The organism is Aulosira sp. FACHB-615, from assembly GCF_014698045.1.
Taxonomy (GTDB): Bacteria; Cyanobacteriota; Cyanobacteriia; order Cyanobacteriales; family Nostocaceae; genus Nostoc_B.
This window is the reverse complement of sequence record NZ_JACJSE010000031.1, coordinates 17,619-40,742: the sequence shown is the minus strand read 5'-3', so window position 1 is coordinate 40,742 and position 23,124 is coordinate 17,619. Positions and strand designations below refer to the sequence as shown.

Below are 23,124 nucleotides of genomic sequence, written 5' to 3'. Positions count from 1 at the left end.
CTATATTTGGGGTATTTTTTTGAATGAAGTGAGAAGAGAAATTGTAGGTAGCGCAATTTCTCTGAAATTAATCAAAAACTTAATTAGTAAGTCTTGAGCCGCAACTTATTAAAATATCTGGCAATAAATTACAGGATAAAAGTGTATTTGATGAAAGTTAATCTCGTTTGATCAAAGTGCGATCACTTGAGATTTTCTAGCTCTTTATCAATTACTTTTAGCAACAAAATTTTGCATTTAGTATCAAGATTAATCTCAGCCAGATACTAATGCTGCTGCTAATTTATCCAGCAAATGACAGATGGTGATACCATTTCACGAAATTACTGATAGAAATCGCTTCCTCTGCAACTCTGCTTCTGGTCGCCGAGCGTTCGCGCAGCGTCTCCGTCAGGAGAAGTCGAGGCGCTACTTGCATATCCGTATCATTTTTAAAGTGAAATGGTATGACATCAACTATTCAACTGTTTGATAGTTGAAATAAATTGATATCTTTACCATCAAGTTGCTCTATGCAGTTGTTTTAAATATGTTCAATGACCTAATTAAACAAGGACAAATTCTGGCAATAACAATATGTATGTGATTGTTGAAGCTCAAAACCTACTGCGGACTGTTTACCAATCACAAAATAATTGCTAATCCTCTTGTTATTTTTAGGTCAATTAAAAATTGATTTTAATTAAGGTGGAGTATCACCAACTTCAGCCATCACATTAAAGTTTACCATCGGTGCAAACAAGTATGCGCTTCCCCGACTGCAATGACGACTTTCTTGCAATAAATTTCTAGAGTATCCCGCTACGCTCATGTTGCACACGGATGATTTACAACTTAACCAAGTCACGATTTCATTTAGATGGGTGGCTTTTCATAACAATTGCCTCCCAGAATAACACATTTTATTTTTGATGGATCACTCCCAAGTCGGAAGTTTTTAACAATATAATTAATTGACTACAGTTGGTAGTTTAAACAACATTTGTTTTATCCCAACTTGCAAGATTACAAATTTTAGATTCGTGATTTAAAATACATTATATATTTAGGAAAGTAATGAGTAATGAGTCAAAGATTTACTTATTACTCATTACTCATTACTTAATACTCCTGGTGTACCTTACTGACTTCAAAAGTGCTGTATTTCAATACAGTTCCACTTAGCCTAATTCTTGGTTTCTTTCCCTTCATACAGAAACTTTCGGCACGAAACCGGACAGGCGTATAACCATAATTGCCAAATTTGTAAATCACCCAATCAGGTGAACCAGATGGACGATGTGTCTAGGATATCTCCCATTATAAATTGTGAAGTCTAGAGAAAATTCACGCGATGAGAAGTAATTCTCACAAGAAAACCAAATTTACAGACTAAGCTTCTTTAAATTAACTCCCACACTTGGTTGAAATTATGGTTGAAATTAAACAAATCGTCCAGCAAGCTTTTAGAACTGGTTATTTGAGTATCGCCGATCGCAACCAGATCCAAACGTTATTGCGCCGAGAGTACGACTCAGAAGACTTGGACGCTTTTATCATTTTGCAACGCGCGATCGCCTCTGGTGAAGTGATGCAGGAATCAAAACCTCGTCCCAAAACTTCTGCCACACACCACAAGGATAGCGCATCTAATATCAAACTTGCTTATAAGATTGCAGCAGAGTTGGCTTATGCGGCGGCGCAAAGTCTCACCATGCCAAAAAAACCACAAGATCAGCCTTCTTTGGGCAGTTAAACATGACGAATAGACATTAACCTCTCTGTTCTCGGTGGGAATGGGGAGTTTTGATGTCAATAGCGCCTCAATTATTAAATTTTCCTTATTAATTCAGACACTCCAGCAGAACATCAACAAGTAACAATCCGCTTGGGGTAAGGTTCTGCACTGATTTTCGTCTCAGTTTTTAATACTTAACAAAGTCATCTGTACTTTACAAACACAGTATAAAGAATTGGCAGCATTGGATAAACAAGGTAAACAATAACCATAGCTGAACTTGGAGAGTTGCTAACCTATGCAGCCAATTCGCACATTCAATGTTTCCCCGTCACTACCGCCGCGCCTGGAACCACTGCGGCGGTTAGCATATAATTTGCATTGGGACTGGAATGTTGAAACTAAAGATTTATTTCGCCGTTTAGATAGAGATTTATGGGAATCTAGCCATCACAATCCAGTGTTGATGCTGGGTACTATCTCCCAAGCACGGCTGTTGGAGGTAGTAGAGGATGATGGGTTTTTAGCACAAATGGATCGTGCTGCTCGTCAGTTAGATGATTATCTCCAAGAAGGAACTTGGTATCAGAAACAACGCGCTCAAAAGCCAAAAGAATGTTATGCCTATTTTTCGGCAGAGTTTGGCTTGGTTGACTGTTTACCTGTTTATTCTGGTGGCTTGGGCGTTCTGGCTGGTGATCATTTAAAATCTGCCAGTGACTTAGGGCTACCATTGGTAGGTGTCGGCTTGCTTTATCAACAAGGGTATTTTGCTCAATACCTCAACGCTGATGGTTGGCAACAAGAACGTTACCCCATCAACGATTTTTATAATATGCCCTTGCATTTAGAACGCAATCCCGATGGTTCCGAATTGCAAATTGCGGTTGATTATCCAGGGCGCAAGGTATACGCCAGAGTTTGGCGGGTACAGGTGGGGATGGTGCCTTTGTATATGTTAGACACCAACATCGAACCCAATAATCAATATGATCACGACATTACAGATCAACTGTATGGCGGCGATATTGATATGCGTATCCACCAAGAAATTATGTTGGGGATTGGTGGTGTACGGATGCTGAAAGCTTTGGGTTATGATGTCACTGCCTACCACATGAATGAAGGCCATGCGGCTTTCTCGGCGTTAGAGCGCATCCGCATCTTAATTCAAGAAGAAGGTTTGAGCTATGCCCAAGCCAAACAGGTAGTGATGTCTAGCAACATCTTTACCACACACACGCCTGTACCTGCGGGAATTGATTTGTTCCCTCCCGATAAAATTTTGTATTATCTGGGCTACTATGCAGATATCTTTGGTTTGCCCAAAGAACAGTTTTTAGGACTGGGCAGAGAAAATACAGGGGATTTATCCGGGCCTTTCAGTATGGCAGTGCTGGCGTTGAAAATGGCGACATTTTCTAACGGGGTGGCGCAGCTGCACGGTGTGGTGTCACGGCAGATGTTCCAAGGCTTGTGGAAGAAAGTCCCTGTCGAAGAAGTGCCAATCACCGCTATTACCAACGGTGTTCACGCTCGCAGTTGTGTGGCAAAATCAACCCAAGAGTTGTACGATCGCTACTTAGGGCCAAACTGGTCATCAGTACCACCAGATAACCAACTGTGGGAGAGGATGGATGCAATTCCCGATGAGGAGTTGTGGCGCAATCACGAACGCTGCCGTTTGGATATGGTACTGTATGTGCGGGATCATCTCGTCAAACATTTACGCGATCGCGGTGCTTCTTCTTCAGAAATTGCCCAAGCCCAAGAAGTATTAGATCCCTACGTTTTAACTATTGGTTTTGCCCGTCGGTTTGCAACTTATAAACGCGCTACCTTGTGGATGCGTGATTTAGAACGTATTCAACGCATTTTACTTGGTGATAAAAACCGCAAAGTTCAATTTGTGATTGCTGGGAAAGCCCACCCCAAAGACATTCCTGGTAAAGAACTGATTCGTGAAATCAATCATTTTATCCGCGAACATCATTTAGAAAAACAAGTTGTTTTTGTACCTAACTACGATATTCATATATCTCGGTTGATGGTGGCTGGTTGTGATATCTGGTTGAATACACCACGTCGTCCCAGGGAAGCTTCGGGAACTAGCGGAATGAAAGCCGCAATGAATGGCTTACCTAATTTAAGTGTTTTAGATGGTTGGTGGGATGAAGCCGATTATGTCCGCACCGGTTGGGCGATAGGACATGGGGAAAATTACGAAGATCCCAATTATCAAGATGAGGTAGAAGCTAACGCCCTCTACGATTTGTTAGAGAAAGAAGTTGTGCCTCTATTTTATGACCACCGCGACGAAGATGGACTGCCCCGACGTTGGGTAGCCAAAATGAAAGATGCGATTCGCCTGAACTGTCCGTTCTTTAATACAGCGCGGATGGTACGGGATTATGCCCAAAAAGCATATTTCCACGCCAGCGATCGCTATCATACTTTAGTGGATGATAATTATGCCCCAGCCAAAGAATTAGCCGCTTGGAAAGCTAAACTCAGCGACCACTGGTTTAACATCAGAATCAAAGATATTGATGTATCTGTAGGTTCAGATATTAAAGTTGAGCAAAAGGTAGCAGTGAAAGCCAAAGTTGATTTAGCCACTTTGAGTAATGATGATATCCAAGTAGAGTTATATCAAGGTGCGATCGATGCCAACGGTGAAATCGTGAATGCGGTTCCAGTTGTCATGGATTACCAAGGTCAAGATGACCAAGGCTTGAGTCTCTACACTGCTGATATTGTCTACACTACCTCTGGTTTTCAAGGCTTATCCTTGCGTGTGTTACCCAAACACCCACACCTGTCTAATGCTTATGAACCCAGATTGATTGCTTGGGCGGAATAAACTGGGGAGTAGGGAATAGGGAGTGGGGAATGGGGAAATTTCTACTACTCCCTACTCACCACTCACCACTCCCCATTTTCTTAGGGATGACAATGTAACCTGTAGTGCGATCGCCTAATACTAAGTTACGTTGTTCTCCCCAATACCACCAGTGTGCAGCCACATAAGCACAGATTAAACTATCTAGTTTATCTTCGGTGGCTTTGAGGGCTGCACCTGTGGAAGGTAAAAGGAAAAAGTCAAAAGGAAAAAGATGAGATTGTGGTGTTTTAAGACTAGGTTCGAGAATAGGTAAAACTTCGAGAATATATTGATAAAGTTTGATTAATTCTACGCGACGTTCACTGATGCGCCCTTTTTTATATTTAAGAATACGTTCTAAATTAAATAAATGCACAATTGCAGGGTGTGGAAAAACTTCGATTTGATATCTACCGGGTGTTTTTGCTGCTATCGTTGGTGCATGGGCAAAACCACGGGATTCTAATTCTAAGCCAAAGTTAATTGTCCGCTCGGCAAAAGGTAAATTTTGATTGGCGGGATAGCAGCCGGCGTGATATTTGCCAAAGTATTTATGAGTGAGTTTGTCGGGGAGACGGCTACCTGTAGGGTTAGGAATCAAAGTCGGCGCATCAACCGCAATCATCGCTGGTGCTGCTGGTTGTACCCAGTTATCTATCCAAGTTAAAATGTCAGCGATCGCATCTTGGCGATCTAAATCTAGTAATTGCAATTTTCCATCGATTAATTCTAAACAGCACAAGCCACTTGGTTGCGATTTCCAACCTAAATCAATCCCAAGAAATTTCATTTATAACTAACTAATTCATTTGTTAATATAATTGCACAATTATATTTAAGTAGTAGGACTAAATTAAAACTAACTTAAAATTACCGGGTTTCGACACTTCGACAAGCTCAGTGCATCGCTGCGCTCAACCCTCTTATTCTCAAGGATCGAGCATTGAGCGTTCGCGTAGCGTCTCCCTTGGGGAGAAGTCGAAATGCGTCTTCTAAATAATTGTGTCTACCTACTTACAAGTAAGCAGAGAAATAAATCTTTATTCCTCTGCCTCATACACTTAATTTATTAAAAGGAAAAAAGAGACTTTTTCAACTTGTTCAAAATCTCATTAGTCTTGACTTTGAGAACCTTGTCCGCCGTAACAATCTTGTCCGGGTAAACACTTGGCAAATGGTGTTACTGTAATGATATTACCTACAACTAGACGGGCTGATGGTTGTGGTGCAATCATGGGTGATGACTGTTCAGGTGATGACTCTTCTGCTGGCGATACTCCTTGAGTTGGTTGTTCACCTTGACCATAACCACCACGACCATAATATTTACATCCCCCAGCTAAAAATTCTTGGTTTTCTGGAGATAAATCCACAAATAAATCGGATACTTTTGTTTGAACCAACATAATCTTGACCTCACTTACGTTACATAGGTATTTGTTAATTACCTATGCTTAATTTATAGACATATTTACGAAATCAAAAATTATTCTTTGGTTATAAAAAATTAGAATAAGATTCTATCTTTAGAAGTTGAATAAATATATGTAAATTACTAGTTGGAGATTTGATAAATATTTATTGTATCTTTTTAGATAATTAATATAATGAATCAGTGCCTTTAGTTATACAGTAGTGAGTATAGGTAGCGATCGCCCCAAGTCCAGCAATAATTAAAATGCCCTAGATGAGTGAGTGCGATCACCCCAAATCCAGTAATAATTACAATGACCTAGATGAGTAAGTGCGATCGCTCCAAATCTAGCGATAATTACAATGACCTAGATGAATGAGTGCGATCGCTCCAAGTCCAGCGATAATTACAATACCCTAGATGAATGAGTGCGATCGCCCCAAGTCCAGCGATAATTACAATGTCCTAGATAAGCAAGTGCGATCGCTCCAAATCCAGCGATAATTACAATTTACCTGAAAATGGCTGTAATAATATTCAATAAATTACTAAATTTGCGATGTTAAAATAAATTAATCATTTTTGTAAACAATATGATTGATAAGGAAACAGCAGCAAGTATAGTAAAAGAGTATATTACAAGAGAAATACCTGTCTCAGACGATGAGCTAGTTATCATACATGAAAGAACTATTGAGAAACAATGGGGGTGGGTATTTTTTTATCAGGGTAAGCGTTGGGTAGAGACAAATGATAGACGCTATAAAATATTAGGTCTTTATCCTATAGTTATCGAAAAAGAAGATGGAACATTAAATTACTTAACCCTTTTAAAGACTATTGAAGAAAGTATACAGGCTTACGAAGAAAAAAGAAAATTGACTTCTTAGCTGACAGTAAATAACGTAATAGTTCAGTTAAGAGAATAGTAGGTTGGGTGTAGCGATAGCGTAACCCAACAACGTCTTGATAGTGTTGGGTTCCGTTCCTCCACCCAACCTACAACTATTGCCAACCGTGAAGTAAGCGATCGCTCCCAGTTCAGCGATAATGACAATGCCCTCAAAATCATACCAATTCTGTATGAAGATGCGCTGAATTAAAGAACGAACCACAAAGGGCGCAAAGGACACAAAGAAAGAAGAGATAAAAGATTAAATGCAACCTCACATAGAATTGGTATGAGTAAGTCCTAATTAGGCTAAGGCCACAACACTAAAACTACTTGTGTTGTGGATAAATATAGACTCAATTTTAAGCCTGCTTTACTTCTTCATACCAAATGCCAACTTTTTCAAAAGCAGCGTAAGCCAGCTTGAGAAAATGTACGACTCGCTGTTTGCTCAAAATACCAAATTCTTTGTATTCTCTTGCTTCTGAGAAAGTCATCCGAGTTTGGTCAATGATATTTCTTTCTTTGTATGCCAATTTCGGAAAGTCCACAACCTGAACGTTATGCTTCTGTACTAACTGTTGCATGTTCGGGTCAGAATCAACGTGTTCCCAGTCGTCACACAGTCCGCAATTTCTCACGAGGACATGGGGGACTTTATCACCATAGCTATTGATTGACTGGACAAATAAATTGAGGCTGTCATAGCCGCCTGTAGTGACAAACCACTTGCAAAAACTGACTCCTTCGGCGCTTCCCAGTTCGAGTAACTGGTTTTTATCAATCCAGTTTTTGACGGCGCGATGGCTTTGGGCGGCGAGATTGACAATTACAGGCTTAGACATTGCCATTTCAAAGATTCTATCAGCTTTGTCGGCTTGGCGTTCATCTTCGGTAAAAACGGCATACTGACACATACCTTTATAAACGCCAGCTACGTCAGGATTTGATCTATCCGTCTCTATGGGGACAAAGGGAATTTTCTTATCTAAGCAATATTGAATCATTGTCCGGGTGACTAGCGACTTTCCTACCCCACCTTTTTCACCATCTATTAAATGAATTGTTGGCATAATAGCTACCCCTAATACTGTTTGAAGTTATTTAAAATATCTGCTTGTGTTTTGGAAGGTTTTGGTGGCTTCTGCTGCAACTTTTATACCATCTGTTGAGAAATACTGCTGATTTTTCGTGAAATTAATGCGATGTGTGACTTATTCTTGAAACCCCTCTCCAAACCTCTCACGCCAGTCGCTACAACGGAGGGAACCTCCGCAACGCGCTGGCTCCCCGAAGCGGAGAGAGGCTTTGAATCTTGCCCCCCTTCCCTTGTAGGGAAGGGGTTGGGGGTTAGGTTTGAGAGAAAGTTGCACACCACGTTAAATTAACGTTTATCTATAGAGTTTTTTGAGACTTTGTGCCTGTCATGTTACCGATCAGGGTCAAAATTTAAATAATCCTATCATCAAAGACTGACAAGGGTTCGATACAAACTTTTACATTTGCTGGGGGGAATAAGAGGCAAAAAAATACCAGACTCTACTTTTAGAGTTTTGCGAGTAGCACTTTAATATTTTCGGTGTTATCTTAAAATCCTGGCTTTATGTCAGGCTGTGCGCTTGATTATTTAGCGATCGCACCCACAAACATCATCACTATATCTAGTAATTTTTGCCTAGTAATTGAGCAAAAAAATCTCATCCATAAATCATTGAATCTGTCCTGTATCTACCTAAAAATACAGTCAATTAGTGTATCTATTGTTATAGATTTAATTGCGAAATTGTAATATTAAGCAACCAATTTTGAGCAAGAAGTCTACAATTTGGGTGGTAGCTTCTATAACTAATTTGTGTAAAAATAGGCGGCTACCTCAAGCTGTTTTTTAATGGGGGTCAGGTAATGGCTATCGCCACCATCAATCCCGCCACTGGGGAGACGCTCAAAACTTTTGAGCCACTCAACGATGTAGAAATTGCCGCTAAACTAAATTTGGCAAATCAGGCTTTTGAGCAGTACCGTAAGACGAGTTTCCCACAGCGATCGCTTTGGTTGCAAAAAGCTGCGGAAATTTTAGACCAAGAAAAGGCAGACTTTGGCAAAATCATGACGCTGGAAATGGGTAAACCATACAAAGCAGCGATCGCAGAAGTTGAAAAATGTGCCAGTGTTTGTCGCTATTATGCGGAAAATGCTGCTGATTTTTTGGCGGATGTGACTGTGAAAACAGATGCTAGTCATAGCTTTGTCCGCTATCAGCCCTTGGGGATAATTTTGGCAGTGATGCCGTGGAATTTTCCCTTTTGGCAAGTGTTTCGCTTTGCTGCACCTGCACTGATGGCAGGTAATGTTGGTTTATTAAAACATGCGTCGAATGTACCGCAATCAGCTTTAGCAATTGCCGATATTTTCCAACGGGCTGGTTTTCCCGGAGGTGTATTTCAAACTTTATTAATTGGTGCGGCAAAAGTAGCTGATTTAATTGCTGATGACCGAGTAAAAGCTGCTACCTTAACTGGAAGTGAACCTGCGGGTGCGTCTTTAGCCGCCAACGCCGGCAAACACATTAAAAAAACTGTTTTGGAATTGGGGGGAAGTGACCCGTTTATTGTTTTAGCCAGTGCGGATATAGCAGCCGCAGCAGCGACAGCCACCGCCGCCCGGATGTTAAATAATGGGCAATCTTGTATTGCTGCGAAACGCTTTATTGTGGAAGAAGCGATCGCTGATCAATTCGAGAAGTTATTGTTAGATAAATTTCTGGCTTTAAAAGTCGGCGATCCTATGCAATCAGACACCGATTTAGGGCCACTTGCCACACCAGATATCCTCCAAGAGTTAGATCAGCAAGTACAAGTTGCCAAACAAAGCGGCGGTAAAGTCTTGACTGGTGGGCATCCTATATCAAACCTTCCAGGTAACTTTTATCCACCGACGATCATCTCAGATATTCCTCTTGACGCGCCAATTGCCCAGGAAGAATTTTTTGGCCCAGTCGCCTTGTTATTTCGAGTGCCAAATATTGATGCAGCGATTAAACTGGCAAATGCTACACCCTTTGGTTTGGGTGCAAGTGCTTGGACAAACAACGACGAAGAACGTTCACGCTTAATTGCCGAAATTGAAGCTGGCGCAGTCTTTATCAATGGTTTAGTTAAATCTGACCCCCGCTTACCTTTTGGCGGTCTCAAACGTTCTGGCTATGGCCGAGAATTAAGCATTCAAGGCATACAAGAGTTTGTCAATGTTAAAACTGTTTGGGTGAAGTGATTAGTGAGTAGGGAGTAGGGAATAGGAAGGCAAAAATCAAAAGGCAAAAGTTAAAAGAAACCTAGTTTTTTACTTTTTACTTGATGTATCACTACTCCCCACTCCCCACTCTCCATTCCCTACTTTGTGCATCTTATGAGGAACTTAAAATGAATACAGCAGAACTATTAGTAAAGTGTTTAGAAAATGAAGGTGTAGAGTATGTTTTTGGACTGCCGGGTGAGGAAAATTTACACGTTTTAGAAGCAATCAAACACTCTACCATTAAATTTATTACGACTCGTCATGAACAAGGTGCGGCTTTTATGGCCGATGTTTATGGACGGTTAACTGGTAAAGCTGGGGTTTGTCTTTCTACCCTTGGCCCTGGGGCAACAAATTTGATGACTGGTGTGGCTGATGCTAACCTGGATGGTGCGCCTTTAGTAGCAATTACTGGGCAAGTGGGAACCGATAGAATGCACATTGAATCTCACCAATATTTAGATTTAGTGGCGATGTTTGCCCCGGTAACTAAGTGGAATAAACAGATTGTGCGACCGAGTATTACACCAGAAGTAGTCCGCAAAGCCTTCAAGCGATCACAAACCGAAAAACCCGGTGCAGTGCATATCGATTTACCAGAAAATATCGCCGCTATGTCTGTGGAAGGGAAACCTTTACAGCGCGATAAAACTGAAAAAACCTACGCATCTTTCGCCAGCATCCGCGCCGCCGCCGCGATGATTTCTCAAGCCGTCAATCCCTTAATTTTAGTTGGTAATGGTGCAATTCGTGGTCAAGCTAGTGATGCGGTAACACAATTTGCAACACAAATGAATATCCCTGTTGCTAATACATTTATGGGTAAAGGTGTAATTCCTTATACTCATCCTTTGGCATTATGGTCTGTCGGTTTACAGCAACGAGACTTTATTACCTGCGGTTTTGATAATACAGATTTAGTAATTGCGATCGGCTATGATTTAATTGAATTTTCGCCGAAAAAATGGAATCCTGAAGGTAATATTCCCATCGTACATATTAGTACATCTGCGGCAGAAATTGATAGTAGTTATGTTTGTAATGTCGAAGTTATTGGTGATATTTCCGATTCTTTGTTTGAAATCTTAAAAGTCGCAGACCGCCAAGGTAAACCAAATCCTTATGCGATTAGTTTACGCAGTGAAATTCGCGCTGATTATGAACAATATGCTAATGATGAAGGTTATCCAATTAAACCGCAAAAATTAATTTATGACTTGCGGCAAGTCATGGGGCCAGATGATATTGTAATTTCCGACGTTGGCGCACATAAAATGTGGATGGCGCGTCATTATCATTGCCATAGTCCCAATACTTGCATTATTTCTAATGGCTTTGCCGCAATGGGGATTGCGATTCCTGGTGCTTTAGCCGCTAAACTGGTGTATCCCAAGCGCAAAATTGTGGCTGTAACGGGTGACGGTGGCTTTATGATGAATTCCCAAGAATTAGAAACAGCGTTGCGCGTCGGTACTCCCTTTGTCACCTTAATCTTTAATGATGGTGGTTATGGCTTAATTGAATGGAAGCAAGAAAACCACTTTGGTAAAGGTAATTCATCTTTCGTCCATTTTGGTAATCCCGATTTTGTCAAATTAGCCGAAAGTATGGGTTTAAAAGGCTATCGCGTGGAATCTAGTCTCGATTTAATCCCGATCCTTAAAGAAGCCTTAGCGCAGGATGTACCCGCAGTTATTGATTGTCCTGTAGATTACAGAGAAAATCGCCGTTTTACTCAAAAAGCCGGTGAATTGAGTTGTGAACTGTAGTTCTGAGGACTGACACATAAAGGTTGTCTATTGAGAATGGGTGTAAGGTTTTTCCCTCCTAAACCTGCACCCTGATACAGCACTTTTGAAGTAAGTGAGGTACACCATTTACTTTTTTCAATCAGTTGCTGTACCTCATAAACAAGGCTCAAGTAGTAATACTTGAGCCTTGATAAAATTATGTAACCGAGGTGTCGGTATTTTTCAAAAAATAGCAGTAGTCAAGTTGGTAATTAGACAGCAAAAGGCTGATAATTCTGCCCTCTGTTACCTGTTACCACTTAATAGCGGTTACGGTAGCCGCCGCCACCACCGCGATTACCACCACCACCAAAGGAACCACGGTCTTCTTTAGGTCTAGCTTTATTAACTTTGAGGTCACGACCCATCCATTCAGCACCATCAAGTGCTTCAATAGCGGCTGTTTCTTCAGCATCGCTACCCATCTCTACAAAGGCAAAACCACGTAGACGACCTGTTTCACGGTCGGTAGGGATTTGAATCCGCTTTACAGAACCATATTCTGCAAAAACACTATTCAAAGCATCTTGTGTAACTTCATAAGAGAGGTTACCTACGTAAATTGACATAATTTAAATCCGAAATCGCAAGTTTGCAGAGATATTAGATTTCGGGGAGAAGTCTGTAAATACCAAAAGGAAAAGCCCATCAATACTAAAAACAAACGCTATCGCCGAATTAATTCTCACACCTCATCATGACACAAGATGTAAGTTTTAGGCAAGAAAAGAGAAAAATTGTCATAAAAAGAAATGTAACGACTTGTAAAATCTGCTGGATTCTCCATTTAACGGGAGAGTTTAGGATGAATGTAACGAGTAGGACACAAATAGTTCCTTTGAATAACAAAGAGGAACAGCTATGTTAACTAAACCAACAATTTATGGGCTAGTAGGTATACTCGCAGGTAGTGCGATTACTGCTTTATCCTTTACCTACGCTACCAGAGCCGCACAACAGCGTCTACAATCGCCTCCTTGTGCGACAAGTAGCACTATGCCACACAAAATGGCAGGAACACAGCAAGCAGATCAGAACTTCATCGAAATGATGATTCCCCACCATCAAGGCGCAGTCGAGATGGCGGATATAGCGTTGCAAAAATCTCAACGGCCAGAAATTAAACAGCTGGCTACGGCAATTAAAGCTGACCAGACCAAAGAAATTGACCAAATGAAAGCTTGGTACAAACAATGGTATGGCGCGGAAGTTCCTGCGACTCCAAGCACCGAGATGGGAAGTCATCATAGTGCAGGTCACAAAATGCCGGAAATGTCCATGCACTCAGGAATGATGGGTATGGGGATGAATTTAGAGACATTAAAAAATGCCTCTGATTTTGACAAGGAATTTATTCGTCAGATGATTCCTCACCATGAATCAGCAGTGATGATGGCCAAGATGGTAGCCAATAATGCTACACATCCTGAAATTAGGAAGTTAGCTGAAGCAATCATTAAGTCTCAAACTGCTGAAATTCAACAGATGCAGCAATGGTATCAAGCTTGGTCTAAGTAGTTTTATCATTCAAAATTCTAAATCTATGACACTGACACTTACCGTTCCCAACATGGCTTGTTCTGTTTGTGCTAACAATATCACCAATGCTGTGAAAACAGTTGATGCTGATGCGATCGTACAAGCTGATCCCGCAACTAAGCTTGTTAATGTGGAAACTCAAGCTTCTGAGGAAAAAATCAAAGATGCTTTAGCTAATGCTGGCTATCCCCCAGCTTAAGTATTACCTGGATTTACCTGTGTTGAGGCTGGGTGTAAGGGTTTTGAACACCTACACCCTTACACCCCTTACACCCCTGTCACCTGTCACCTATCACCCGCTATTTCATCATACTTAGCGCGGACTGCCTGAATATCTTGCCACATCAACCATTTTGGGCTGCCTTTTTCTTTCGATGGGTTACGCAACAAGTAGGAAGGGTGAAAAATTGGCATACATAAACGGCCTTCCCACTCTATCCACTGACCGCGAATTTTGGTGATTCCTTGCTTTTCGCCTGTTAATCCTTTGACGGCTGTTGCACCTGTTAACAAAATAATTTTGGGGTCAATTAAGCGAATTTGTTCTAATAAATATGGGATGCAAGCTGCCATTTCATTAGGAGTAGGAACCCGATTAGCAGGAGGGCGACAATTATGTACAACCCCTGCTGGTGTGACAAAATTGGCTGTATCTTCAACATCAATACAGTAGACTAACTCAGAATTAGATTTTGGTGGTACTGGTTTTTTAGTAACTGGTTTCCAATCAGTGACTACTGCTTCTTCTTGGTAAACTTTTAAGTTAAATGGAATTTTGTGCAGTTCCTCTGGTAATTTATACCGCATCGATACAGGAATATATTCGGCAATGCTCTCTAAAAATCGAATGCCCTCACCATATCTAAAAAATATTCTCCAAGTTGACTGAAAAACTGCATAAGTTTTGTAACCTTTGCTGTCAAAATACTGAACAACTTTTTCTGCTGTTTCTGGTTTGATATCTCCTAAAGCAATTTCTACATCAATGCTTTGTCTAATTTTTCCATCTTTAGTCTTTCTTCGCCAATAGCCATCATCCATGTACCAAATAGCTAGACCAAAATTGTCTAGTTTTTCTAAGGCTGCAATCGGAAAGTCTTTTTTACCTTGGGGATACCATTCTTCACGTAGTTGATGCAAATAGTATGTTTTTGCCAGTCCCATGCTTAATGATTGATAGGTATTGCCATTTTGGGACTTAGCTAGATATTCTCTCATCTGGGGTTTAAAGCCAGTTAATACTCTTGCTTTTAGCTTTAAATACGCAGCTTGTTGAATACTGTGATTTTCAATAAATTGACCATTGGAGCTAATACAAGCATCACCCAACAACGAACCTAATAATATCTGTAGTCCTCTATTTCCAGGAGCAGGTGTCCCAGTTGCTACTAAATCATCGTCTTGTAATTCTGCAACAGTAATCCAGCCTCTACGGGTCATAACTGGATGATCTTCTGTGGCAACATAGCCAACTTCACCGTTATTACTACCTTTGCCACCTCTAAAGGATACTTTGTAAAGTTGTCTGCCTGCTAGTTGTGATCTGTACCAACCAGTTACTTTTTTCCAAACTAGTTGTCCATGTTCAGTAACACTCGCTACTTCACCTGACCACTGGTTTTTTACAATCCAATTAAGTCGTTTAGAACCTGCTTTGGTGATGACTCTAGTGTAACCATCAAGGCATTTATTGATGTTACCAATGTAGACATCTTGCTCAGTAGTCAAATTCACCGATGCTAATATTTTTTCTAGTAGCTGACCAGACCGACCAACAAATGGTAAGCCGGTTTCGTCTTCGCTTTGGCCTGGTGCTTCGCCCACAATCATGATTGGTGCTTTGAGATTACCTCGCCCTACGACAGCATTGGTGCGTGTTTGTCCTAATTCGCAACGTTGACACTGGTTGCAGTGCTGTGCCAATTCGGTCATGTTGTTGTAGGTTCCCGTCGGAATGGGAATTTTGCCATCTGTAGGAATCTGGTCTTTTTGATTGATGTTAGATTCTCCAAAGAGACTCAGTTGAATGTCGCTGCTCATGAAACTACGGTTGTTGGTTTAAGCACCTAGATTGTGTTGATTGCGGAATACTGAAATTGGCGTGAGTTCCATTGTAGCAGCGAACTTAAGACAAAAAACTATTGCCTATTGCTGATATTGCATAGCTTTGGCGTAATCACCCAAGGCATAGCAAGCAACTTTGAGGCTGGCAAGGGCTTGTTCTTCAATGCGGCGGTCTTTGATACTTCTCGCTAAGAGTAAGCGTTGTTCATAATATTGGATGGCTTGGTTATAATCTCCCAACGCTTCACAAGTTACGCCTAAACTGCCTAGAGATTGTTCTTCACTGCGTTTGTCTTTTAATTCTCTGGCTAGTTGGAGACGTTCTTGATAATAAGTCATGGCTTTGCCGTATTCATTGGTAGCATAACAGGCATTGCCTAAATTTTTGAGTACTTGAATGGCACTGCGGGGGTTGTTGAGAATGCGTGCAACTTTGACACATTGTTCATAGTAGGCGATCGCTTTGGGATAATTGTCCAAAGCATACCAAGCATTACCCAAATTTTTCAGGACTTGTTCTATACCCCAGTTATCTTGAAGTTCCTGCACCAATTTTAAGCTTTGCTCTTGATACTCGATCGCCCGTGTTAAGTTACCTGCTGCTTTGTAAACCAATCCTAAATTATTTAAGGCGGCAACTTGACTGCGCTTGTCTTGCAAGCTGCGGGTAATTTTCAAGCATTCATCTAAATATTTAATTGCTTTCTCATGCTCATTTAAGTGACGATAAGCGTTACCTAAATGGGAAAATGCCTGCATTTGTATTGATGGGTCTGGTGTCTCTTTTTTTAAAGTCAGACATTGCTTGGCATAAGTAATAGTACTTTTATAATCTCCCGAAGCGTAGGTAACTACTGCTAAAAAGCATAGCGCCTGTTCTTGTTGGGGGATATCTCCAATCACCTCAAATAACGCCAAGGATTGTTGCAAGGACTTCAAAGCCGCGATGAGTTCTCCCGCTTGTTGCTGTTGTATACCTTGACGCAATAGTTCTGCTGCTTCCCATAACTGAGTATTGCTGTTTTCCGCCAACATTGCATCAGCAGCATTTTGGTCAAATTCATGGGTAATGGTATTGCGCTTGATTGGCGTAAGGCGGGTTGTAGGCGCTGGCGTAGGAGAGGTACTGTTCAAGTTGTTTTTCCATTGACCGTCAGACATTGACCAATTCCCGTTAAATCAACTAGTAGATCAAGTGTTCCCAAAATCAATGCTGATCTCTCATAGACAGGAGTTACGCACCAAAATTGTGTATGGGGAGTGTGGGGGGTGTGGGGAGTGTGGGGAGTGTGGGAAGTGTGGGGAGTGTGGGGAGTGTGGGAAGTGTGGGGAGTGTGGGGAGTGTGGGAGGTGTGGGGGGTGTGACTTGATTTTTTCGTTTTTTTGCGTAAGTCCTAATAGAAAACTATTACTGTAGTTATTGTTGGTTGAATAACAGGGTTGATGATGGAAAGAGTTTTGGAACCAGAAGTCATGGATACTTGGGAAGAAGCCATTGACTATGATGCGATGGATTTTACTGAGGTTAACACAGCTTTTGCCAAGGAAGCGATCGCTCTGGGTACAACAGCACCATGCTTAGTACTCGATGCGGGGACTGGCCCCGGTCGTATCCCGGTTCTCATTGCACAAATGTGTCCCCAATGGGGGTTGATTGCGATTGATTTAGCTCAGAATATGCTCAAAATTGCCACGCAGCATGTTCAACAAGCTGGCTTACAACAGCAAATTTCTTTGGAATTGGTGGATGCGAAACAGTTACCCTACGCAGATGCAATGTTTGATTTGGTGATTTCTAATAGCTTGGTTCACCATTTACCTGATCCTCTGCCGTTTTTCCAAGAAATCCAGCGTGTTAGTAAACCGAACGGTGGCTTGCTGATTCGTGATTTATTACGTCCAGCCGATGCAGAGACCATGAATGCTTTAGTATCCAGCATTGGCCATGACTATGATCCCCTTCAGCAAAAGTTATTTCGAGATTCTCTCCACGCTGCACTTACACTAGATGAGGTGAATCAGTTGGTGACTAGTGTCGGGTTAGCTGGAGTGAAAGTTTATCAATCAAGCGATCGCCATTGGACTATTGCACGTCATTGTAATTTATCTGTTTAAATTAAGTCAGCAACGCTTTAATTTCTACTACCCAAATTTAGCGATTCATTGGGATTTTTGTATTCCACACTTGTTCAAATTCTGCTTTAGTAATCCCAAATTCTCGAATATCCTCTTCTTGAATTGGTTTATCACATAACATTCCGTAATTGTCTGCAAAGTGGCTACTATCATAAAATAAGACATTGCCATTTTCGTAAACTTCTATTTGTCTGATCGGATATAGATCATCACCAATTTCGAGAAAGTAAGTACTAGTACCCCAAGCATCATATTCTCCTCCTAGGGTTTCATCCCAAAACCATTTACAATATTGTTTGACTTTAGTTTTTGATAAAAGCATATTTTTGCCTCCTTATATTGCCTCCTTTCAAACTCTGTTCTTTTTTACTTAAAGTTACAAAAACTAGTTTTTTGTAACTTTAAGTAAACATCTATTAATAAATTCACATTGATGACTGAAATGACTATCTATACAGCAATCATAAATGATTTATAAACATCTTTTTCTTATTTTCCTTGTCTCCCTTGTCTTTGTTGTTCAGATATCAACTAGGACTGCTATACAAGATTGAAAATTAACACTGACCAGTTTATTTTATCGTAGCATTTCCCGATTTAGTGCCATCTTCTGCGCGTATAATATCGCGCACTTCCATTAAAATTATCCCTAACATATTTTTGCCACTGCCGTCAGCGCCACAACCCCAATAATAATCAATGGGAGAATTTTCTACTATTTCGTCATTACCTGTACTGAGTAAAATTTCTCTAATATCTGTATGGGTTGTAAACTTACATAGTACTGCTTTTTTCATAATACTATCTTTGACTTGCTCCCAATCTTGACGCAAAGGACGGCTTCTTTCTCTACCCATTTTTGCGGCTTCTTTTGGAGTTTTTACCAAGCGAATTTGTTCTAAATGAAATGTTCCAACAAATTTTTGGGCTTGAAAATAATGTTCGCTTGTATACCAGTATAAATCATCCAACACAAATCCGTGATCAGAAAAGTTGGAGAAGCAACCATATTGTTCGCGGGTGCTATAAAAATAGATAGTCATCGAATTACTTGTGAAAAATCAGCTATTAGAGATTATTCATAGCATTTTCTTGGCAAATCGACAAAATTAACTCTGAAGGTAACTAAGCTTTGCACTTCAACGATGAAATTACATTTCATTAATAAAACAAAGAAATTATAGGACTCATATAGGAATCCGGTTTGATTTCTGAATTTATTTGTGTAGGTAGGGAATAGGGAGTCGGGAGTCGGGAGTAGAAAAGAATCAGTACACCCAGGTCATTGCAATCTCATGATTTCAATCACTTTCACCATAAAATATTGAAACTGTTGTTATACCAAATTAAAAAATGATTGCGACAGATGGATGACTCAAAAGCTTACAGATCAACCCTTACCCAATCCAAAATCTAAAATCCAAAATGGTATTAGATGTGTAGCCGCGACTGAAGTCGCTGGCTACAAGCTATATATAAATTTCTTAATTAATTTTAAACTTTATACTTTTCTCCTAATCTGCGATCGCCCAGCGCACATAAGGACGAGAAGCGGCTACAGTTTTGTAAGTAATTAGCTGTCCTGGTGCGTTGATGTTTCGCAAATCGACGCGAAAATATGCCTTTTTATTTTTAAACCGCACATTATAAAAAGGATATTCCTGACTTTGGGTTTGACCAATACAGTTAGCATAATTACTGCGTAAAGGTGAAACAAACTCAACAAACAGCTTATTATTAGATGCGACTAATTGAGTTGTATCGGCAAAATCTCTAGTCTCGGCAATTACAGTATGTTCTGCACCACCTTCATAAGGTAAGATTAACCACCACAAACCAACTGTCTGCGGGCAAGTACCGCTTGTGCGTTGCACTTTTAATTGTACATTGGGTTCAGCTAGTGGACTCTGTGAAGGTTTTGCTTGCGCTGTAGAGGCGATCGCACCTGCGGTAATTAAAGGGCATAAAATCCCAGCAAAAATTGTCAATTTTGCCAACTTATTCATAACTCAAAATGTTCATTGTACTAACTATTCTTCATAAATTGACTCGGTAAATGTCGCAAAAGTGCCTAATTAATTTGATTTATCGCTAAGGTGTTTTCAGTTACAGTTACATCCTCAAAAACAACGCCACAATATGGTTAATTACGAATTACAAATTACGCATTCATACTACTTGCTGTCTCATGAAACCTCGAATCATTGTTTGTGGCTTAGGGCGTACAGGATATAAAATCTTTCGTCTGCTGAGACAGCAGGGCGCATTAGTTGTTGGTATTCATCACAAACCAATTGCCGGGGAATGTTCTCCAGATATTATTATTGGTAATTTACACGCGGCGGCGACTTTGACGGCGGCCGGGATTCAGCAAGCACATACGTTGGTCATTACAGCTTCGGAAGATACTTTAAATTTATCAATTATGATGCAAGCGCGAGTGTTAAATCCGCGCATTCGCATTATTAACCGCTTTTATAATACAAACTTAGGTGAAAGGCTAGATCAAACTCTCCCAGAACATTTGAGTATGAGTGTTGTGGGATTAGCTGCACCATTATTTACCTTTGCGGCTTTAGGAAATCAAGCTATAGGGCAAATCAAATTATTTGACCAAACTTGGCCTGTTCAAGAAGAATATATTGATGAAAATCATCCTTGGTTGGGGCGGAATTTAAGTGATTTGTGGGAAGAACCCGCGAGAATGCCAATTTATTATCTGCCGTTACAAGGGGAGATGAATTTAATTGATGGAGTGCTATCTGGACAAGAATTACAAGTAGGCGATCGCTTAATTGTCGCCACTCAACCGCGCATTCGTTCTACCCGCAGATCATTAATTAAAAAAGTCTTGAAAGTTTGTACCAGTTTGCGTCAGTTTCAGCAACATGGACAATCAATAGTCGTGGGTGCGTTAGTCTTAATAGCAATTATAGCGATCGCCACACTCACATATATGTCTACAGAACTGAGTTTATCTGTAGTCGATGCCCTTTATTTTTCTGTGGGGATGATTACTGGTGCAGGGGGTAATGATAAAATTGTTGAAAACGCCCCCAACAGCATCAAATTATTCACCATTGTGATTATGCTAATTGGTGCAGTGGTGATTGGTACTTGGTATGCGATGCTAACTGATTTTGTGTTAGGTAATCGCTTTAAGCAATTTTGGGACGCAGCGAGAATTCCCCAACGCCATCATTATATTGTCTGCGGTTTAAGTGGCATTGGTAGCAAAATTGTTCAGCAACTTCATAGTAGTGGTTATGAAGTTATTGTGATTGAAACCGACTCAAATAATAAATATGTCAACTCGGTGCGGGGTTTGGGGATTCCGGTAATTCAAGGTGATGCAAGTTTCCGCACCATTTTGCAAACCAGTAATGTAACTGCGGCGGCGGCGGTATTAGCTGTTACTCACAACGATGCAACTAACCTAGAAATTGCCCTTAAAACTAAAGGTTTAGCACCTAAAATTCCTGTAATTGTTCATTATGCTGACCCCGACTTTGCTAGGATGGCACAACAAGTATTTAATTTTGAAGCCGTCCTCAGTCCCGCAGAACTAGCCGCGCCAGCCTTTGCCGCCGCCGCTTTAGGTGGACGCATCCTCGGTAATGGTATTACCGCCAATAAACTATGGGTAGCCTTTGCCACACTCATTACAGCATCACATCCCTTTTGCGGTCAATTGGTGAAAGAAATCGCCATATCTGCTGACTTTGTACCGTTATATGTGGAAAGTAACAGTCAACGTGTCCAAGGTTGGCAATTACTCACAACACAATTAGACGAGGGCGATATTCTATATTTAACAATGCCCGCAAATCGTTTATATCAACTGTGGCGCGATGAGAAAGTATCGCAGACAAGTTAGGAAAAGAAAGGGTGTGGGGGTGTAGGAGTTGAAAAAATGCGATCGCTCTCATTATGATTGTGATGATTGAAAGATGAAATGCGATCGCTCACACTGCTATTGTGATGGGTGAAAGATGAAATGCGATCGCTCACATTATAATTGTGATAGTTGAAAGATGAATTGCGAGCGATCTCATTGCAATTGTAGGTGTAAAAATATAAATTGTAGTTGCATTTGATATGCTACAGAAGAAAGAACAAATTCAAAATTACTTGTGATTGTAGATAAAATACCAGACGAAGCAATAGTTATTCGGGGTAGACGTAATCGACCAGAAGATATTGAGCGTGGTTTTGGGACTCATCCTAGTGGAGTAACTGGAATATCTGTAGAGAGTGCGATAGGATTATCGATAGAACAGTTGGCTGCAACAATACCTCACGGACAAATTGGAGTAACATCAGTAGGCGCAGTTAGAGCTTTAGGAGGAGATGTAATTCGTACTTCTGGTAGAAGTTCCTCTCATGCAACATTAACAGGTTTAACTCCACAGCAAATTAGCAGCTTACTTACTCCTACAATTGCTAATCCAGCTAAAGCAAACTAGAAATTTTCTCACCATTTAAACGCTATGGATAAACCAAGAGTCTTTGCCGATTTTCATAATGCTGATTCTCAAGGTCGCTTGCGACTTAATTGTACTGGTACTATTGAAGATTTAGCTCGTCAAAAAATTTGGTTGCAAGATAATTTAAATTTGGTGTTGTATAGCGAAGATTTAGAAGTTGATGGAATTGTTCAATATTCTCATGAAGAAAATGTTTGGATGGCGGTAATTGATTGGGATAATATCAGAGAGCAAGATAATATTTCAATTCCAGATATTAATCTTATATAGCAATAGTTTACTGTTCAGCCAATAATTAAGCTTATAATGAAAATTATTGACAAAGCCTCAAAATATGAGTGAAACAGCCGAAAAACTTAAAATTGAACTTTCTCGCCTGTCTGCAAAAGAACGTGCTGAAATTGCTTATTTTTTAATTCATTCTCTAGATGAAGATATAGATGATAATCTAGAAATTGCTTGGGATACAGAATTAACTCAACGGTTGGAGGATATTAATTGTAAAAAAGCTATTGGGGAACCATCATCTCAAGTTTTTTCTGAGTTACGAGAAAAGTATTCGTGAAGTTTATTGTAATTCACACCGAAGCTCGAAAAGAGCTTGATGCTGCAATAGCTTACTATGAATCTCAAAAAGTAGGCTTAGGGCTTGATTTACTTGCTGAAGTAGAAAAAGTTATTCTTAAAATTCAGCAAAACCCCAATTTAGGCACTCCATATAAAATAGCAGGAATACGTCGTTATAAAATTCAACGTTTTCCTTATTTGATATTTTATACGGAGCTTGAAGAAGTGATTTGGGTGATTGCGATCGCGCATAGTAAACGCAAACCAAATTACTGGAAGCAAAGAAATATTGAAACATAATCAAAAATGTAAATTGCTATTGTGAGGGTTAAAGGATGAA

The 23,124-nt window shown here is 40.4% G+C and carries 25 protein-coding genes and 2 pseudogenes; 13 read left to right on the top strand and 14 right to left on the bottom strand.

Annotation, left to right across the window (positions count from 1 at the left end):
- Positions 1-682: 682 nt before the first annotated feature.
- Entirely contained in the window at positions 683-811 is a 129-nt protein-coding gene (locus tag H6G77_RS36385; protein WP_277880687.1) for a hypothetical protein, read from the bottom strand.
- A 600-nt stretch (positions 812-1,411) separates the two neighbouring features.
- On the opposite strand from H6G77_RS36385, the gene H6G77_RS29305 reads away from it, so the two are divergent.
- Both H6G77_RS29305 and glgP read left to right on the top strand, forming a co-directional pair.
- A complete protein-coding gene (locus H6G77_RS29305) occupies positions 1,412-1,735 on the top strand; it encodes a hypothetical protein (protein WP_190594428.1) in 324 nt (107 codons plus the stop codon).
- A gap of 280 nt (positions 1,736-2,015) precedes the next feature.
- Positions 2,016-4,580, top strand: a complete 2,565-nt coding sequence (gene glgP / locus H6G77_RS29300; RefSeq protein ID WP_190676269.1) for an alpha-glucan family phosphorylase — start codon at positions 2,016-2,018, stop codon at positions 4,578-4,580.
- Positions 4,581-4,635: 55 nt separating this feature from the next.
- Here glgP and H6G77_RS29295 read toward each other — a convergent pair whose 3' ends face one another.
- Together H6G77_RS29295 and H6G77_RS29290 are read right to left on the bottom strand one after the other, a co-directional pair.
- Positions 4,636-5,391, bottom strand: coding sequence for a DUF429 domain-containing protein (locus tag H6G77_RS29295; protein ID WP_190873432.1), 756 nt, complete (start codon positions 5,389-5,391; stop codon positions 4,636-4,638).
- Between the two features lie 322 nt (positions 5,392-5,713).
- The gene (locus H6G77_RS29290) at positions 5,714-6,007 is read right to left on the bottom strand and encodes a hypothetical protein (RefSeq protein WP_190873431.1); all 294 of its coding nucleotides are present in this window, start codon (positions 6,005-6,007) and stop codon (positions 5,714-5,716) included.
- A 601-nt stretch (positions 6,008-6,608) separates the two neighbouring features.
- Between H6G77_RS29290 and H6G77_RS29285 the strand changes: the two genes are divergently transcribed.
- Entirely contained in the window at positions 6,609-6,905 is a 297-nt protein-coding gene (locus H6G77_RS29285; protein ID WP_190873430.1) for a YrhB domain-containing protein, read from the top strand.
- A gap of 27 nt (positions 6,906-6,932) precedes the next feature.
- Here the strand turns inward: H6G77_RS29285 and H6G77_RS29280 are convergent, their stop codons facing one another.
- Both H6G77_RS29280 and H6G77_RS29275 read right to left on the bottom strand, forming a co-directional pair.
- Positions 6,933-7,130, bottom strand: a complete 198-nt coding sequence (locus tag H6G77_RS29280; protein WP_190873429.1) for a hypothetical protein — start codon at positions 7,128-7,130, stop codon at positions 6,933-6,935.
- A gap of 139 nt (positions 7,131-7,269) precedes the next feature.
- Entirely contained in the window at positions 7,270-7,980 is a 711-nt protein-coding gene (locus H6G77_RS29275) for a mobilization protein (protein ID WP_096582981.1), read from the bottom strand.
- Positions 7,981-8,809: 829 nt separating this feature from the next.
- Between H6G77_RS29275 and H6G77_RS29270 the strand changes: the two genes are divergently transcribed.
- Positions 8,810-10,177: an NAD-dependent succinate-semialdehyde dehydrogenase gene (locus H6G77_RS29270; RefSeq protein WP_190594423.1), complete on the top strand. Its 1,368-nt coding sequence runs from the start codon at positions 8,810-8,812 to the stop codon at positions 10,175-10,177.
- 149 nt (positions 10,178-10,326) lie between these two features.
- Complete coding sequence (locus H6G77_RS29265; protein WP_190594422.1) at positions 10,327-11,970, top strand: acetolactate synthase large subunit; 1,644 nt, start codon at positions 10,327-10,329, stop codon at positions 11,968-11,970.
- Between the two features lie 281 nt (positions 11,971-12,251).
- On the opposite strand, the gene H6G77_RS29260 is transcribed toward H6G77_RS29265, so the two are convergent.
- Positions 12,252-12,560, bottom strand: coding sequence for an RNA-binding protein (locus H6G77_RS29260; protein WP_190594421.1), 309 nt, complete (start codon positions 12,558-12,560; stop codon positions 12,252-12,254).
- 292 nt (positions 12,561-12,852) lie between these two features.
- Here H6G77_RS29260 and H6G77_RS29255 point away from each other — a divergent pair, with 292 nt between their 5' ends.
- Together H6G77_RS29255 and H6G77_RS29250 are read left to right on the top strand one after the other, a co-directional pair.
- Positions 12,853-13,509: a DUF305 domain-containing protein gene (locus tag H6G77_RS29255; protein ID WP_190594420.1), complete on the top strand. Its 657-nt coding sequence runs from the start codon at positions 12,853-12,855 to the stop codon at positions 13,507-13,509.
- Positions 13,510-13,534: 25 nt separating this feature from the next.
- Positions 13,535-13,729, top strand: a complete 195-nt coding sequence (locus H6G77_RS29250) for a heavy-metal-associated domain-containing protein (protein ID WP_190594419.1) — start codon at positions 13,535-13,537, stop codon at positions 13,727-13,729.
- 86 nt (positions 13,730-13,815) lie between these two features.
- Here H6G77_RS29250 and H6G77_RS36380 read toward each other — a convergent pair whose 3' ends face one another.
- The 4 genes and pseudogenes from H6G77_RS36380 to H6G77_RS29225 all read right to left on the bottom strand — a co-directional run bounded on the left by H6G77_RS36380 (position 13,816) and on the right by H6G77_RS29225 (position 16,755).
- Positions 13,816-14,337 carry a uracil-DNA glycosylase family protein gene (locus H6G77_RS36380; protein WP_277880690.1) on the bottom strand — a complete coding sequence of 174 codons (522 nt, stop codon included), beginning with the start codon at positions 14,335-14,337 and terminating at the stop codon, positions 13,816-13,818.
- Between the two features lie 108 nt (positions 14,338-14,445).
- Positions 14,446-15,159 (bottom strand): annotated as a pseudogene (locus H6G77_RS29235) (hypothetical protein); the annotation flags it as partial.
- Between the two features lie 27 nt (positions 15,160-15,186).
- Positions 15,187-15,570: pseudogene (locus H6G77_RS29230) on the bottom strand (uracil-DNA glycosylase family protein); the annotation flags it as partial.
- 105 nt (positions 15,571-15,675) lie between these two features.
- The gene (locus tag H6G77_RS29225; protein ID WP_190594417.1) at positions 15,676-16,755 is read right to left on the bottom strand and encodes a tetratricopeptide repeat protein; all 1,080 of its coding nucleotides are present in this window, start codon (positions 16,753-16,755) and stop codon (positions 15,676-15,678) included.
- Positions 16,756-17,040: 285 nt separating this feature from the next.
- Here H6G77_RS29225 and H6G77_RS29220 point away from each other — a divergent pair, with 285 nt between their 5' ends.
- Complete coding sequence (locus tag H6G77_RS29220) at positions 17,041-17,709, top strand: class I SAM-dependent methyltransferase (protein ID WP_190873448.1); 669 nt, start codon at positions 17,041-17,043, stop codon at positions 17,707-17,709.
- Between the two features lie 37 nt (positions 17,710-17,746).
- On the opposite strand, the gene H6G77_RS29215 is transcribed toward H6G77_RS29220, so the two are convergent.
- The 3 genes from H6G77_RS29215 to H6G77_RS29205 all read right to left on the bottom strand — a co-directional run bounded on the left by H6G77_RS29215 (position 17,747) and on the right by H6G77_RS29205 (position 19,736).
- Positions 17,747-18,052 (bottom strand): hypothetical protein, encoded by a 306-nt coding sequence (locus H6G77_RS29215; protein ID WP_190593639.1) that lies wholly within the window; start codon positions 18,050-18,052, stop codon positions 17,747-17,749.
- Positions 18,053-18,302: 250 nt separating this feature from the next.
- A complete protein-coding gene (locus H6G77_RS29210; RefSeq protein WP_190674890.1) occupies positions 18,303-18,773 on the bottom strand; it encodes an NADAR family protein in 471 nt (156 codons plus the stop codon).
- A gap of 471 nt (positions 18,774-19,244) precedes the next feature.
- Positions 19,245-19,736: a hypothetical protein gene (locus H6G77_RS29205; RefSeq protein WP_190873428.1), complete on the bottom strand. Its 492-nt coding sequence runs from the start codon at positions 19,734-19,736 to the stop codon at positions 19,245-19,247.
- A 182-nt stretch (positions 19,737-19,918) separates the two neighbouring features.
- On the opposite strand from H6G77_RS29205, the gene H6G77_RS29200 reads away from it, so the two are divergent.
- Entirely contained in the window at positions 19,919-21,607 is a 1,689-nt protein-coding gene (locus tag H6G77_RS29200) for an NAD-binding protein (RefSeq protein WP_190593645.1), read from the top strand.
- Here H6G77_RS29200 and H6G77_RS29195 read toward each other — a convergent pair.
- Positions 21,604-21,741: a hypothetical protein gene (locus H6G77_RS29195; RefSeq protein ID WP_190873427.1), complete on the bottom strand. Its 138-nt coding sequence runs from the start codon at positions 21,739-21,741 to the stop codon at positions 21,604-21,606. The genes H6G77_RS29200 and H6G77_RS29195 overlap by 4 nt on opposite strands.
- A gap of 122 nt (positions 21,742-21,863) precedes the next feature.
- Here H6G77_RS29195 and H6G77_RS29190 point away from each other — a divergent pair, with 122 nt between their 5' ends.
- From H6G77_RS29190 to H6G77_RS29175, 4 genes are read left to right on the top strand one after another with little or no spacing between them, the layout of a single operon-like run.
- On the top strand, positions 21,864-22,196 hold the full coding sequence (locus H6G77_RS29190) for a flavoredoxin (protein ID WP_190873426.1): 333 nt from the start codon (positions 21,864-21,866) through the stop codon (positions 22,194-22,196).
- A 24-nt stretch (positions 22,197-22,220) separates the two neighbouring features.
- Entirely contained in the window at positions 22,221-22,487 is a 267-nt protein-coding gene (locus H6G77_RS29185; RefSeq protein ID WP_190873425.1) for a hypothetical protein, read from the top strand.
- Positions 22,488-22,533: 46 nt separating this feature from the next.
- Entirely contained in the window at positions 22,534-22,782 is a 249-nt protein-coding gene (locus tag H6G77_RS29180) for an addiction module protein (RefSeq protein ID WP_242049340.1), read from the top strand.
- On the top strand, positions 22,779-23,084 hold the full coding sequence (locus tag H6G77_RS29175; protein WP_190593652.1) for a type II toxin-antitoxin system RelE/ParE family toxin: 306 nt from the start codon (positions 22,779-22,781) through the stop codon (positions 23,082-23,084). The genes H6G77_RS29180 and H6G77_RS29175 overlap by 4 nt, the downstream gene beginning before the upstream one ends.
- The last annotated feature ends 40 nt before the right edge of the window (positions 23,085-23,124 follow it).

Coding starts and splice junctions, on each gene's coding strand:
- H6G77_RS36385 (WP_277880687.1), bottom strand. CDS start 811: ATGAGCGTAGCGGGATACTCTAGAAATTTATTGCAAGAAAGTCGTCAT.
- H6G77_RS29305 (WP_190594428.1), top strand. CDS start 1,412: ATGGTTGAAATTAAACAAATCGTCCAGCAAGCTTTTAGAACTGGTTAT.
- glgP (WP_190676269.1), top strand. CDS start 2,016: ATGCAGCCAATTCGCACATTCAATGTTTCCCCGTCACTACCGCCGCGC.
- H6G77_RS29295 (WP_190873432.1), bottom strand. CDS start 5,391: ATGAAATTTCTTGGGATTGATTTAGGTTGGAAATCGCAACCAAGTGGC.
- H6G77_RS29290 (WP_190873431.1), bottom strand. CDS start 6,007: ATGTTGGTTCAAACAAAAGTATCCGATTTATTTGTGGATTTATCTCCA.
- H6G77_RS29285 (WP_190873430.1), top strand. CDS start 6,609: ATGATTGATAAGGAAACAGCAGCAAGTATAGTAAAAGAGTATATTACA.
- H6G77_RS29275 (WP_096582981.1), bottom strand. CDS start 7,980: ATGCCAACAATTCATTTAATAGATGGTGAAAAAGGTGGGGTAGGAAAG.
- H6G77_RS29270 (WP_190594423.1), top strand. CDS start 8,810: ATGGCTATCGCCACCATCAATCCCGCCACTGGGGAGACGCTCAAAACT.
- H6G77_RS29265 (WP_190594422.1), top strand. CDS start 10,327: ATGAATACAGCAGAACTATTAGTAAAGTGTTTAGAAAATGAAGGTGTA.
- H6G77_RS29260 (WP_190594421.1), bottom strand. CDS start 12,560: ATGTCAATTTACGTAGGTAACCTCTCTTATGAAGTTACACAAGATGCT.
- H6G77_RS29255 (WP_190594420.1), top strand. CDS start 12,853: ATGTTAACTAAACCAACAATTTATGGGCTAGTAGGTATACTCGCAGGT.
- H6G77_RS29250 (WP_190594419.1), top strand. CDS start 13,535: ATGACACTGACACTTACCGTTCCCAACATGGCTTGTTCTGTTTGTGCT.
- H6G77_RS36380 (WP_277880690.1), bottom strand. CDS start 14,337: ATGCGGTATAAATTACCAGAGGAACTGCACAAAATTCCATTTAACTTA.
- H6G77_RS29225 (WP_190594417.1), bottom strand. CDS start 16,755: ATGTCTGACGGTCAATGGAAAAACAACTTGAACAGTACCTCTCCTACG.
- H6G77_RS29220 (WP_190873448.1), top strand. CDS start 17,041: ATGGAAAGAGTTTTGGAACCAGAAGTCATGGATACTTGGGAAGAAGCC.
- H6G77_RS29215 (WP_190593639.1), bottom strand. CDS start 18,052: ATGCTTTTATCAAAAACTAAAGTCAAACAATATTGTAAATGGTTTTGG.
- H6G77_RS29210 (WP_190674890.1), bottom strand. CDS start 18,773: ATGACTATCTATTTTTATAGCACCCGCGAACAATATGGTTGCTTCTCC.
- H6G77_RS29205 (WP_190873428.1), bottom strand. CDS start 19,736: ATGAATAAGTTGGCAAAATTGACAATTTTTGCTGGGATTTTATGCCCT.
- H6G77_RS29200 (WP_190593645.1), top strand. CDS start 19,919: ATGAAACCTCGAATCATTGTTTGTGGCTTAGGGCGTACAGGATATAAA.
- H6G77_RS29185 (WP_190873425.1), top strand. CDS start 22,221: ATGGATAAACCAAGAGTCTTTGCCGATTTTCATAATGCTGATTCTCAA.